Origin of the sequence: Vreelandella indica, from assembly GCF_037070225.1 — a bacterium.
In the GTDB taxonomy this organism is placed as follows: Bacteria; Pseudomonadota; Gammaproteobacteria; order Pseudomonadales; family Halomonadaceae; genus Vreelandella; species Vreelandella arctica.
Genome location: NZ_JBANSO010000015.1, coordinates 80,249 through 93,013, shown reverse-complemented (window position 1 = coordinate 93,013; position 12,765 = coordinate 80,249). Strand labels below are relative to the sequence as shown.

The 12,765-nt window shown below is 54.8% G+C and carries 10 protein-coding genes; 4 read left to right on the top strand and 6 right to left on the bottom strand.

Annotation, left to right across the window (positions count from 1 at the left end; translation table 11 throughout):
* The 3 genes from V8L71_RS12110 (at position 1) to V8L71_RS12100 (ending at position 2,788) form a co-directional block, all read left to right on the top strand.
* Entirely contained in the window at positions 1-675 is a 675-nt protein-coding gene (locus V8L71_RS12110; protein WP_176302946.1) for a response regulator transcription factor, read from the top strand.
* Positions 672-2,057, top strand: coding sequence for an ATP-binding protein (locus V8L71_RS12105; protein ID WP_336274258.1), 1,386 nt, complete (start codon positions 672-674; stop codon positions 2,055-2,057). The genes V8L71_RS12110 and V8L71_RS12105 overlap by 4 nt, the downstream gene beginning before the upstream one ends.
* A 131-nt stretch (positions 2,058-2,188) precedes the next feature.
* Positions 2,189-2,788 carry a CBS domain-containing protein gene (locus tag V8L71_RS12100; RefSeq protein WP_336274257.1) on the top strand — a complete coding sequence of 200 codons (600 nt, stop codon included), beginning with the start codon at positions 2,189-2,191 and terminating at the stop codon, positions 2,786-2,788.
* Between the two features lie 99 nt (positions 2,789-2,887).
* Here V8L71_RS12100 and nhaD read toward each other — a convergent pair whose 3' ends face one another.
* The 5 genes from nhaD to V8L71_RS12075 all read right to left on the bottom strand — a co-directional run bounded on the left by nhaD (position 2,888) and on the right by V8L71_RS12075 (position 9,867).
* The gene (gene nhaD / locus V8L71_RS12095) at positions 2,888-4,354 is read right to left on the bottom strand and encodes a sodium:proton antiporter NhaD (protein ID WP_336274256.1); all 1,467 of its coding nucleotides are present in this window, start codon (positions 4,352-4,354) and stop codon (positions 2,888-2,890) included.
* Positions 4,355-4,511: 157 nt separating this feature from the next.
* On the bottom strand, positions 4,512-6,353 hold the full coding sequence (glmS, locus tag V8L71_RS12090) for a glutamine--fructose-6-phosphate transaminase (isomerizing) (RefSeq protein ID WP_336274255.1): 1,842 nt from the start codon (positions 6,351-6,353) through the stop codon (positions 4,512-4,514).
* Positions 6,354-6,510: 157 nt separating this feature from the next.
* Positions 6,511-7,881: a bifunctional UDP-N-acetylglucosamine diphosphorylase/glucosamine-1-phosphate N-acetyltransferase GlmU gene (gene glmU, locus V8L71_RS12085; protein ID WP_336274254.1), complete on the bottom strand. Its 1,371-nt coding sequence runs from the start codon at positions 7,879-7,881 to the stop codon at positions 6,511-6,513.
* Position 7,882: 1 nt separating this feature from the next.
* Positions 7,883-9,025 carry an FAD:protein FMN transferase gene (locus V8L71_RS12080; protein WP_336274253.1) on the bottom strand — a complete coding sequence of 381 codons (1,143 nt, stop codon included), beginning with the start codon at positions 9,023-9,025 and terminating at the stop codon, positions 7,883-7,885.
* Positions 9,026-9,066: 41 nt separating this feature from the next.
* Entirely contained in the window at positions 9,067-9,867 is an 801-nt protein-coding gene (locus V8L71_RS12075; RefSeq protein ID WP_176302939.1) for an undecaprenyl-diphosphate phosphatase, read from the bottom strand.
* A gap of 216 nt (positions 9,868-10,083) precedes the next feature.
* Here V8L71_RS12075 and V8L71_RS12070 point away from each other — a divergent pair, with 216 nt between their 5' ends.
* Positions 10,084-11,277, top strand: coding sequence for a cation diffusion facilitator family transporter (locus tag V8L71_RS12070; RefSeq protein ID WP_336274252.1), 1,194 nt, complete (start codon positions 10,084-10,086; stop codon positions 11,275-11,277).
* Positions 11,278-11,296: 19 nt separating this feature from the next.
* On the opposite strand, the gene mgtE is transcribed toward V8L71_RS12070, so the two are convergent.
* Positions 11,297-12,673: a magnesium transporter gene (mgtE, locus tag V8L71_RS12065; RefSeq protein WP_336274251.1), complete on the bottom strand. Its 1,377-nt coding sequence runs from the start codon at positions 12,671-12,673 to the stop codon at positions 11,297-11,299.
* Positions 12,674-12,765: the final 92 nt, after the last annotated feature.

The following is a 12,765-nucleotide window of genomic DNA, read 5'->3' as shown; positions in this document are numbered from 1 at the left end:
ATGCGCATTTTGCTGGTAGAGGATGACCCAAGCCTAGCCTCAGGCATCCGCTTGGCTTTAAAGCCAGAGCACTACACTGTGGATCATCTGAGTGACGGCACTACCGCGCTAAATGCGCTAACAGAGGGGGAACCCTTTGATGCGGTAATTCTTGACCTGGGGCTGCCGCGCATGGATGGCATGGCGGTATTGAACGCTGTCAGGCGCCACGGTAGCCAAGTCCCTATTTTGGTCCTGACGGCCCGCGATGCGGTGGATGACCGCATCGCGGGGCTGGATGCTGGCGCCGATGATTATTTAACCAAACCCTTTGAAGTGGCGGAACTGAAAGCCCGACTACGCGCCTTGCTGCGCCGCAGCCAGGGCCAGATCAGCAGCATATTGAGCTGTCGTGGCATCCGCCTGGACCCGCACACCTTTAACGTCAGCTATCAGGGCCAAGATGTGAGCTTGTCGCGGCGCGAGTTGACGCTGCTGCAAGAGTTTATGAGCCACCCGGGCCGGGTGTTTACCCGTGATACCTTGACCCGCTTGGTCTACGGCTGGGACGAGGATGTCGAGAGCAATGCCATTGAGGTCCATATCCACCATTTACGCCGCAAGCTATTCACCGACGTCATCCGCACGGTGCGCGGCATTGGCTATGTGATGGATAAGTCAAAGGATGACGCATGACGTCTATTCGTCAGCGGACCCTGGGGCTTTCGCTGCTGGTCTTTGGCCTTAGCATGCTCGTGATTGGCTTTATTAGTTACCGCTATGCTGCTCATGAAATAGAAGAGCTTTACGATGCCAGCCTGGCGCAGAATGCGCGTTTACTTGAAGGGTTACTGCAAGCACCGCTGCCCGACACCGACCGCAATGTTCTGCTAACCAGTCTGGAAATCGCCTTGCAGCGCGCCCGTGAGTCAGACAAACGCTTTGCGGGACACCGTTACGAGAGCAAATTAGCGTTTCAGCTATGGGAAGACGACCAGCTATTGCTGCGCTCCGCCAGTGCCCCCGAAACACCCCTTGCCCAACAGCCCGTCGGCTATTCGACGCTGACCGTGGGTGAACACGATTGGCGTGTGTATGTACTAGATGTGCCGGACTCCTCAAACCGGGTAGTTGTCAGTGAGCGCGAAGACGTGCGTGGCGAGCTGATCCGGGCAGTCGCGCTTCGCACGCTTCTGCCCGACCTGATCGGCCTGCCGCTCCTCTCCGCGCTGCTATGGTGGACGATTGGCTGGGGGCTGGCACCGTTATCCCGCATGGCCGAGCAGATTCGCAGTCGTGATCCGCACAATTTGCAGCCCTTGACGCTTAGCCCATTGCCCCACGAGTTGGACACTATCGCCGGCGCGCTTAACCGGCTGTTAGAGCGCATCCGCCTCATGCGCGTACGCGAAAAACGCTTTATTGCCGATGCTGCCCATGAGTTACGCACCCCCTTAGCAGTGCTTGACCTACACGCCCAGAACGCGCTAACTGCTGATAATCTTGAAGATCGCCAGGAGGCGCTCAGCCACCTGCGCGGCGGTGTTGCCCGGGCCACGCGCTTGGTTACCCAGTTGTTAACACTGGCGCGTCTGGACCCTGAAGACGAGTCACAACCTGAGTACCGCACCACTAACCTACTAAGTGAAGTGCGGGAAACCCTGGCCAAGCTTTCGCCACTAGCCGCTGAACGCCAACAGCAACTGCTGCTAAACGCCGATGAGCAAGGGGAGTGGTCCATCACAGAAGAGCCCGGCGCGATTGAAACCTTGGTACAAAATCTGGTCGGTAATGCCATCCAGCACTCGCCTAACCAGAGCACCATCAGCATCACGCTGGCGACGACGCCACACGGCTTTCAGCTCATGGTGGATGATCAGGGACCCGGCATCCCGGTCAATGAACGCAAAAAAGTAGTCGAGCGCTTTCAGCGCGCAGGCCCCAGCGCGGGTTCGGGGTTAGGGCTTTCCATCGTTGAGCGGTTGGTCACTCGCCATGGCGGCACTCTTCAACTTGATGATGCGCCCAGCGGGGGGCTACGCGTACGTATTGTTCTGCAACGTCCAGAAAAGCAATAAATTTTTCTTTTCTTCCTAAGCTGAGTTTTATGGATCTCTTAAGGTTCTGATAAGAATTGCATGCAACTGTGGAGGCACACTGCGAGCCAGATATCCACGGCTCGCTCTTTGCTCCACATGGAGGTCCCCCGATGAACCAAGTAACCTTTTCACCTAAGCCATTAGTTCAACTAGGCTCACCCCCTCTTTTGGCGATGCCTGCCCCACGGCGGCTGTTGCCCACCAGTCCTGCCATGACGGTGCTTACCGACTTTTCCCAGGTAGTGCCACAGTCGGTTGAAGCCGACACGCCTATCGACGAGGCACACCTTAAGATGCGGCATGGCGGTGTACGGCTGTTGTTTGTCATGGATAAACAGGCGCACTGTATCGGCGTTATTACATCGAAAGAAGTGATCGGTACCCGGCGCATCAATCTGGCCATGCAGCACCGTAACCTGACCCGTGCAGAAGTCACCGCTGAAATGATCATGACACCATGGCACAAGCTGAGTGCTATGCCTGTCGCGCAGCTGGCATCGCTGACCATTGAAGACCTGGTGCTGTCGATGGAAGCCGTTACCGACCAGCATCTGTTGATCACCGAGCAAAATGATAATCACGAACTAAGAATTCGCGGCATTATCTCGGCAAGCGATATACACAGTGCGGTCGGCAAAGAGATTAATCCGGTGCCGATGGCGAAAAGCTTTGCCGATATCTGCCAAGTAGTGACCGGACACGACCTGTAACGTTTTAAAGTAGTTAGCCTTTAACAAAACGCCCTTCACCGATTCCTCGGTGAAGGGCGTTCGCATTTGGGCCGAGGCCCCAGTCTAGAACACTCCAATCTAGAACATGGAAGCGTTAATCCACAGGTGTGTAAAGATGCTGCCGATATAGCCCAATAAGATAGCCGGTACCCAGCGCAGGTGCACGGCAAAGGTATAGATCCCGCGCGCCTGACCCATCAGGGCGACGCCCGCAGCGGAACCCATCGAAAGCAAGCTGCCGCCTACGCCTGCGGTCAGAGTAATCAACAGCCAGTTACCCTCGGTCATGTCCGGGGCCATGGAAAGTACCGCAAACATGACCGGGATGTTATCTACAACAGCCGAGATCAGGCCCAACACCACGTTAGCCCACACCGGGTTCCAGTTGCCGTAAAGTGTTTCGGAAAGCAGGCTGAGATAGCCCATAAAGCCAAGCCCGCCGACACACATCACTACCCCGTAGAAGAACAGCAGCGTATCCCATTCTGAGCGCGCAATACGGCTGAAAATATCAAATGGCACCACGCTACCCAGCTGTTCGAGCTTTTTCCAATCGCCTCGGCGCGAATAGCGTTCACGTTTGCGTTCCAGCGAACGCGGTAGGCTGCGGCGCAGGTAGTAACCAAAGAACTGCAGCAAGCCTAGGCCAAACATCATGCCCATGGCCGGCGGTAGATAAAGGATCGAGTGGCACAGTACGGAAATAGCCACCGTTATCAAAAACAGCACGATAATCCGCCGCGCGCCGCGCTTGAGCCAGACATTCTCTTGTAATGCGGCCGGCTGACGATTCGCGATAAAGAAATTCATGATCACCGCAGGCACCATGAAATTGACTATCGCAGGCACTAGCAGCGCGAAGAAGCCTTCGAACGGCACTTGACCCGCCTGCCACACCATTAGGGTAGTGATATCGCCAAACGGGCTAAAGGCACCGCCTGCGTTAGACGCTACCACCACGTTAACGCAGCAAAGGCCGATAAATTTATCATCACCTTCGGCCACTTTAAGTACCACGGCACACATCAACATGGCGGTGGTCATATTGTTCGCGATCGATGAAATACCAAACGCCATGACGCCGGTAATCCAGAACAGGCTACGATAACTGAAGCCTTTGCGGACTAACCAAGAGCGCAGTGCGTCAAATACTCGGCGCTCTTCCATGGCGTTGATATAGGTCATCGCGACCAGCAAAAACAGCAGCAACTCGGCGTATTCAAGCAGCGTTTCACGGAAGGCGGTTTCCGCCTCTTCCGGCATGCCTGCTTGCACATAAACCCAGGCGACGAGCGCCCAAATAAGGCCTGCAGCAACCAATACAGGCTTAGACTTACGCATATGCAGTAACTCTTCAGTCATCACCAACGCATAGGCGAGCACGAAGATCACGACAGAAGAGATACCGGTTAGCGTGAGGGTAAGGTCAAGTGGCCCGGCGGCGGCATAAGAGATCGAAGGAAAGATAAAAAGAGTGCAGGCGAGCAACAGCCAAGCGACTCGGCTAGCGTAATGCCGAGTTGCGAGGACGTTTGGTGGTTTCATGGCAATATTATCCAATCAGGAGGGAGAAAGACCGCCACGATCATAAGCACCCTAACGACATGCTGCAACGCAACGGTTGCGCATAAGATGCGGCGTATTGCCGCATCTTGTAAAGCGTTTTTGTTAGCTTAATGCTAAATATTATTTAGCGTATTAATTACTCTACTGTCACGCTTTTAGCTAGGTTACGCGGCTGGTCAACATCGGTGCCTTTAAGCACGGCTACGTGGTAACTCAGCAGTTGTAACGGCAGGGTATAGAGTAGCGGCGCCAGCGCTTCATGCACGTGGGGAAGCGTCAGAACGCGAATATCTTCCTGGGCATCCATACCCACACTTTCGTCGGCAAACACGAACAGCTGGCCGCCGCGGGCGCGGACTTCCTGAAGGTTGGATTTCAGCTTTTCCAGCAGGTCGTCATTGGGGGCGACCGAAATCACCGGCATTTCGCTGTCCACCAGTGCCAGCGGGCCGTGCTTTAACTCCCCGGCGGGGTACGCTTCGGCATGAATATAGGAGATCTCTTTGAGCTTAAGTGCCCCTTCCAGCGCAATCGGATAGTGGGCGCCGCGTCCCAAGAAGAGTGCATGATTTTTTTCCGCAAATGCTTGGGAAAGCGCTTCGATCTGGCTGTCTAGCGCCAGCACCCGTTGGCACACCTCGGGCAGCGTGCGCAGTGCGGCGATGATATCTGGGTGTTCGGCTTGCCCTTTTGCTTTGCTCACGGAAAGCGTGAGTAGCATTAACGCCACAAGCTGAGTCGTAAAGGCTTTGGTGGAGGCCACACCAATTTCAGGGCCTGCACGAGTCATCAGTGTAATGTCCGACTCACGCACCAATGAACTGCCAGGTACGTTGCAAATCGCCAACGACCCGACATAGTTCAGCGTTTTCGCAAAACGCAGCGCCGCCAGCGTATCCGCGGTTTCACCCGATTGGGAGAGGCTGACGAACAATGTACCTTCGGGCACGACCGGGTGGCGGTAACGGTACTCAGAGGCCACTTCAACCTGAACCGGCACACCGGCGTAACGCTCTAGCCAGTAACGCGCCACCAGCCCGGCGTGGTAGCTGGTGCCGCAGGCGATGATATGCACTTGGCGGGTACGCTGGAAAAGCGCCTGTGCATCGGGGCCAAAGCTCTCCACTAACACGCTTTGAGCACTCAGCCGCCCTTCTAATGCTGCCTCGATCACCTTCGGCTGTTCAAAAATTTCCTTGAGCATGTAATGGCGGTATTCGCCTTTGCTGGCAGCACCGTCACCGTGCTCAAAAGTCTGTATAGGACGCTCAACGCGGTTACCATGACGATCCACAATGTGAATAACGCCCTGCTCGCGTAGCTCAACCAGGTCGCCTTCTTCAAGATAAATAAAGCGATCCGTCACTGGCAGTAGTGCCAGCGGGTCAGAGGCTAAAAAGGCTTCATTAATGCCCACACCAACCACCAGAGGGCTGCCCTGGCGGGCACCGACCACCACACCTGGTTCTTTAGCGCTCATCACGCCCAAGGCATAAGCGCCACCTAAGCCGTTAACGATCTGTTGCGTCGCGTCAAAAATGGAGAGGCCATCGTTCAGCTTTTCGGAAAGTAAGTGGGCAATCACTTCGGTATCGGTTTCGGAGTCAAACGTGTAGCCGCTGCGCTGCAAGTTATCTTTTATATTCTCGTAGTTTTCAATAATCCCGTTATGCACCACCGCCACTTGGTTTTCATCAATGTGGGAGCCGCTATGATGCGGATGGGCATTAGCTTCAGAGGGTTTGCCGTGGGTTGCCCAGCGGGTGTGTGCAATGCCCGAAAAACCCGGTAGCGCGGAAGCTTCCAATTGCGCAGCGAGCGCCGCCACTTTTCCGAGCGCCCGGCGGCGGGTCAGCACGCCATCGCTAAACACCGTCATACCGGCCGAATCATAGCCGCGATACTCCAGGCGTTTTAGACCTTCTAATAGAATTTCTTGGACGTTGCGCTGGGCAACGGCGGCAACAATGCCACACATAATCACTCTCCTAGGTCATTAACCAGAGCACTTTACAAATACTACTCAACCAATCCGCAGAACGGTAAAACGACGGCCACTGATTATGAATACGGCTTTTTAATGATTCTTAGCACCATTTTAAGAACTATGGTTTTAAAAACTACGGCTTTAAGAACTATGGCTCTGTGCGCTTGCTGGGGCGCAGCCAGTCGATTTTTTCTAGCTGGCGACCACGCGTGACGGCTAAGGCGTAATCGGTAACGTCTTTAGCAATTGTCGACCCTGCCCCTACGGTAGCGCCTTTGCCTACCGAAACAGGCGCGACCAAGGCTGTGTTCGAGCCAATAAAGGCATTATCACCAATCTCTGTATGGTGTTTGTTGGCACCGTCGTAGTTGCAGGTAATCGTGCCCGCACCAACGTTCACATCCCGGCCTAAGCGTGCGTCACCTACATAGCTTAGGTGATTAATCTTACTACCCTCACCGACATCGGCATTTTTGGTTTCAACAAAATTGCCCACCTTGGCTTTTACCGCCAACCGTGTCCCGGGGCGTAGCCGCGCAAAGGGGCCGATCTGGTTCAAGCCCGCTGCCACGGTGCCCTCTATCACACTATGGGTGTCTACCACGCTTTCGGCACCAATGGTGCTATTTTTAATCACGCAGTAAGGGCCAATACGCACACCCTCACCCAGTTCAACGTCGCCTTCAAAAACGCAGCCCACATCAATAAAGACATCATGGCCGCAGGTTAAACGCCCGCGCACATCCAAGCGTGCGGGGTCGGCAAGCGCCACGCCCTCTGCCATCAGCTTATAGGCAAGCTGCTGCTGATAAGCACGTTCCAGGCGGGCCATTTGCGCGCGATTATTAACGCCTTCCACTTCAACCGCAGTGGCTGGCTGGGCCGTGCAGACCTTGATGCCTTCATCGGCGGCCATGGCGATTACATCGGTCAGATAGTACTCACCCTGGGCATTCTCGGCGGAAAGCTGTGGTAACCAGCGTTTTAGCTGAGCGCTGGTCATGGCCATAATACCGGTATTACATTCGGTGATCTCAAGCTGGGCACTGTTGGCATCTTTTTGCTCAACGATCGCCACGGCATGGCCCGCGTCGTTGCGCACAATCCGGCCATAGCCCGTTGGGTCATCCAGCGTCACCGTCAACAGCCCCATGTGCTGTTCATCCACTTGGGCCAACAGCTCTCTCAGTGAATCACGCTGTAACAGGGGGACATCGCCATAGAGGATAAGCACCTTGCCGCTACCGAGCTGCTCAAGCGCTTGGGCCACCGCGTGACCGGTGCCTTTCTGTTCGGCCTGCACCGCAAACTGCACCGCAGTGTCGGCCAGCGCCTCGCGCAGCTGTTCCGCCCCATGGCCGATAACGACATGGGTGCGATCAGGCTGCAGCCCTGAGGCCGTATCCAGTACATGCTGCACCATGGGCTTACCCGCCAGGGTATGAAGTACTTTAGGGGTTTGAGAACGCATGCGCGTGCCTTTACCCGCGGCGAGTATGACGATATCCAGTTCTTGCATGTTATTCACCTGTTACCGGTTGGCCGACAGACGCCGGGGCTGGCAGTTGTTCAATCCCCAACTCATTAACCAGCGTTTCACCAAAATAATTTACAAATTCAGGCGTAGCGATGCTGCGCCACTGCTCTCCATCACGAACGAGCAAAAGTACTTTCAGATTATTCTCGATGGCCATCTGCATAGCGTCTTGTTCGCCCACCACCAGCAGTGCCGTCGCCCAGGCATCCGCCCAAGCATTAGAGGGGTGGAAGACAGACACCGACGCTAGCTGATGCGTCACTGGTCGACCCGTTCGCGGATCAATGGTGTGCGAGAAGCGTTGGCCATCGACTTCAAAATAGTTACGGTAATCCCCTGAGGTCGCCACGGACATGCTCTCTAGCGGAATGACATGCTGAGCACGCTGCTGGCCATCTTCGGGTACTTCGATGCCAATTCGCCATGGGGTCTGTTCGTCTTCATCGCGAACGCCACGGGCGATCAGGTCACCACCTAAATTAACCAGGTAATGCTCGATCCCCTGCTGGTCCAAGTAAGCGGCCACCCGGTCAGTGGCATGGCCTTTGGCGACACCGGAAAGGTCGACAAATACGTCTCGCGTACGCCTTGCCTGCATTGCCTGAGTATCAACGTCTACCGCATCAAAACCCACTTGGGAAAGCTGCTCGGCCAGTTCCTCATCAGCCGGTACTTCTTCAGGCCGAGACCCGGGCCCAAAGCTCCACAAATTAACCAGGTCACCCACGGTAATATCAAAGGCCCCATGGCTGGCTTCAGCCACAGACTGGCTGATCGCCAACACCTCAATCAATTCATTTGAAAGCGGCTGCCACTCTTCCAACGGCGCTTCGTTAAAAGCGATCAGCTCAGAATCATCGCGATAGGTGGACATCGCCTGATCAACGCTCTCCAGCTCTGCTTTGAAGCCCTCTTCCAATTCAAGGGACTCGCCCTGAGTGAGCGGATCCATAATGGTTACCTGATAGAAAGTGCCGAAAATGTTCCCCTCAAAGCGTACGGGTGGTTCCAGCGGGCGATCACTCTCTGAGCATCCAGCCACTGCGACCAGCACTCCTAGCACTACCAGTAAACGTCCCCACTTGCCGATACTTACTGCAAACGCCTTCTTATCTGACTTTTTCATAGCGGCCATGCCCTGGAAATGAAGCTCTTAAAATGAAGCGCTTAAAAATGAAAAAACCACAGCAGCCAAGCGCCAAACAGCACGCGATAAATAACAAAAGGCTGCATTCCCAATTTGTTAATGACGACCAAAAAGTAGTGAATGCACAAATAAGCACTGACCCCTGACAATAACGTCCCCACTAACATCGCTACCCAATCGATCGACTGCGGGGAGCTAAATAGGCCTATGGCTTCCAAACCACCGGCCAACACAATCACCGGAATCGACAGCAAGAAAGAGAAGCGTGCAGCCCCTTCCCGGCTCATCCCCACCATTAACGCTGCCGTAATAGTGATACCTGAGCGCGACGTACCAGGAATTAGCGCCAGCGCCTGGGCACCGCCAATAATGAGTACGTCCTTTAAACGCAGTTGGTACTCGCTACGCGTTCCCTGCTTACGCCAATCGGCATACCCCAACAATAGACCGAAACCAATTAAACTGAAGCCGATAATCAGCGTAGAGCGCATATAGTGAGAAATAACATCGTGTAACAGTAAGCCAATAATACCCACGGGGATGGTCGCTAACGTCACCCAAAAAGCGAGTCGAGCATCTTCATTCACCCCCTTACCGCTGACCGCCGCTACGCTGCTGGTCACCATCTGCCAAATTTCCTGCCGGAAATAAATAATCACCGCGGAAAGGCTGCCCAAATGCAGCGCCACATCAAAGGCTAACCCTTGATCTTGCCAATCTGTCAGCACAGGCACCAAAATCAGGTGAGCAGAGCTTGAAACGGGTAAAAATTCAGAAATCCCCTGAACCACCGCTAACACTACTACCTGAAGCCAATCCATAAAAAATCCTGTGCATAGAAACAATTGATGGTTTGCAATGGCGCTTAAGGATACACATCCGCTAATTCCTTGTCCGCCATTGCCTTTACTGGCCTTACCCACTACTGCCAGTTTAAGGCGCTGTTTCACAGCCTAAAAGCAGCGGATGCTATAGAGGACATAAGGAATACGCTACAATAGGCGTCTATTGAATGCGTGCGTCCTTGCAAGGTACCCATGACTCAGACCATCGAAACGCCAGTGGTTCAAGACCAGGCACGACTTAGCCACGAGGCCAAGCGCGTTACCTATATTGGTGCGTGGCTGGATGCCCTGCTGAGTATCGTCAAAGTCACGATCGGTTTTATGGTCGGCTCAGCGGCCCTGATCGCCGATGGCATTCACTCCCTATCAGATTTAGTCACCGATGGTTTTGTTCTGGCGGCCATTCATTATGGCCGCCAAGAGCCGGATAAAGACCACCACTATGGCCATGGCCGAATTGAAACCCTGACCACACTGCTACTGGGCAGTGTGTTGATCTTCGTCGCGGGCGGTATTGCCTGGTCGAGTCTGGATCGCCTGTTTAGCGGCACGGAGGTCAATGCGCCAGGCATGCTGGCCATTGTCATTACAGTGATCGCACTGTTTAGCAAAGAGTGGATTTTTCGCTACACCATGCGAGTGGCCAAGCGGGTGAAGTCAAAATTGCTCGAAGCCAACGCCTGGCACTCACGCAGCGATGCCTTGTCCACTGCGGTGGTGCTGGTAGCGCTGGTAGGCGCTCAGTTTGGTTTAGGCTGGCTGGATGCCGTCGCTGCCATCATCGTCGGTTTATTAGTGGGTAAGGTAGGCTTGGACTTGCTATGGGAGTCAGCGCGCGAGTTAGTCGATACCGCGCTGCCCGTGGATATACAGAATCAGATGCATGATGTGGCTTGCAGTGTTCCGGGGGTGGATAGCGTTCATGACCTTCGCACACGCCAGTCGGCTGGCTGGGTCATGGTCGATCTGCACGTAGTGGTGGGCCCCAAAATTACCGTCTCAGAAGCCCATGAGATCGGTAACGAAGTGAGCCGGCGTCTACGCCATGAATTCCCCGCACTCACCGATGTCATCTTTCACGTTGATCCCGAAGACGACGCTGGGGCGGGCGACCCCAGCCGCCTGCCAGGCCTACCATTGCGTCCTGAAGTAGAAGCTGCCCTGGATGCCCGTTGGTACAGACATCCGGTATGGCGCACGCTTAACGAACTTCAGCTGCACTACCTGGACGATAAGGTATCGGTATCGCTGATTATTGATGACGCCGTTCATCAGCCGCCTCAGTGCCTTGCTAGCCAGCTTAAAGCGCTGGCTAGCGATATTGAGTGGCTCGGTCACGTCGAGGTGCTGTTTATTACCCGCGCCGCCAGTAGCTCAATGCGCTAAGCCCCCAATTACTCACTCGTCACAAGAGCAGCAGCGTGGCGATACTGAAGTAGATCACGACCCCAGAAGCATCAATAAGCGTGGTCACCAGCGGTGCCGAGGCCGTGGCAGGATCGACCTTGAAGCGCTCGAGTACAAAGGGTAAACACATCCCCAGCAGGCTGCCGAACAACACGATGGTGACCATGCTAAAGGCAACCACCATGGCCAGCGCTTCACCCCCACGCATAATGCCAATAGGCGTTACCGCAATAGCCATGGTAATGCCTAGCGAGCCCGCGACGAGCAGTTCGCGACCAAGCAGTTTCCCCCAGTCTTTAACACCCACATCACCAGTTGCCATACCGCGCACCATTAGCGTGGCGGCCTGGGCTCCGGCATTACCGCCACTACCGATCAACAGCGGTAAAAAGAATACCAGCGCCACCTGGGCGGCAATGGTCTCTTCAAAATAGGCAATCCCGGCACCCGAAAACAGGTTGGCAAAGACCAGCAGTACTAGCCAAAACACTCGCTTGCGATAGAGGCTCCAGAGCTTCACACGGCTCACGCCATCCTCTAACTGACCGATCGACATCCCTTTATGGAAATCCTCGGTGGCCTCGGATTCGGCCACGTCCATGGCGTCATCGTGGGTCACGATGCCAACCATCCGGCCGTCCGCATCGATCACCGGCAGCGCTAACAGGTCGTACTTTGCCACAATTCGGGCAACATCTTCCTGAGCATTATCAACGCGGGTGCTGATAACATCCTTGATCATGATGTCATCCACAATGGCGCCAGGGCGTGCCACCATCAGTTGGCGTAACGACATAGTACCGATCAAATGCCCATCACTATCGAGGATATAGAGCTGATAGACCGTTTCCGCATCGGGGGCGGTTTGGCGTACCCGCATCATCGCTTGTGACACCGTCATGCCACTGGCTATAGAGACATAGTCAGAGGTCATGATGGCGCCAGCGGTACCCTCTTCGTAGCTGGCAAGCCGTTTGAGATCTTCCCGCTCGCGATGGGCCATGCGACGCAGCAGCGCTTCCCGGCGGTCTTCACTGAGTAGATTAAACAGGTCGGCGCGTTCGTCTGAACCCATCTCTTCCAGCAGCTTGAGTACCTGGCTGTCGTCCAGCTCCCTGACGACCTCAAGCTGGCTCTCACCGGGCAAGTAACCCAGTACGTTTGCAGCACGCTCGGCAGAGAGAATATTGAGCAACGCGAGCGCGGCTGGCAGCTCCTCATCGTCTTCAATCATCTCTTCAAGCACTTCACCGATATCCGCGGAGCGGGTTTCGGCCAAACGCAAAGAGAGCACCGATTTACTAGGCACTTCCTTGGCCAACTCGTCGAGTAGTTCGGCTTTTAATTGCTGTAGGCTTTCATCGTTAAGTGCCATGGCTCTCCCCTTCACACTGACAAACGTCGTGCTGCCGACTTAATCCATTACAAAATCCATTACCTAACTCATCATACTTACTTATATTACTA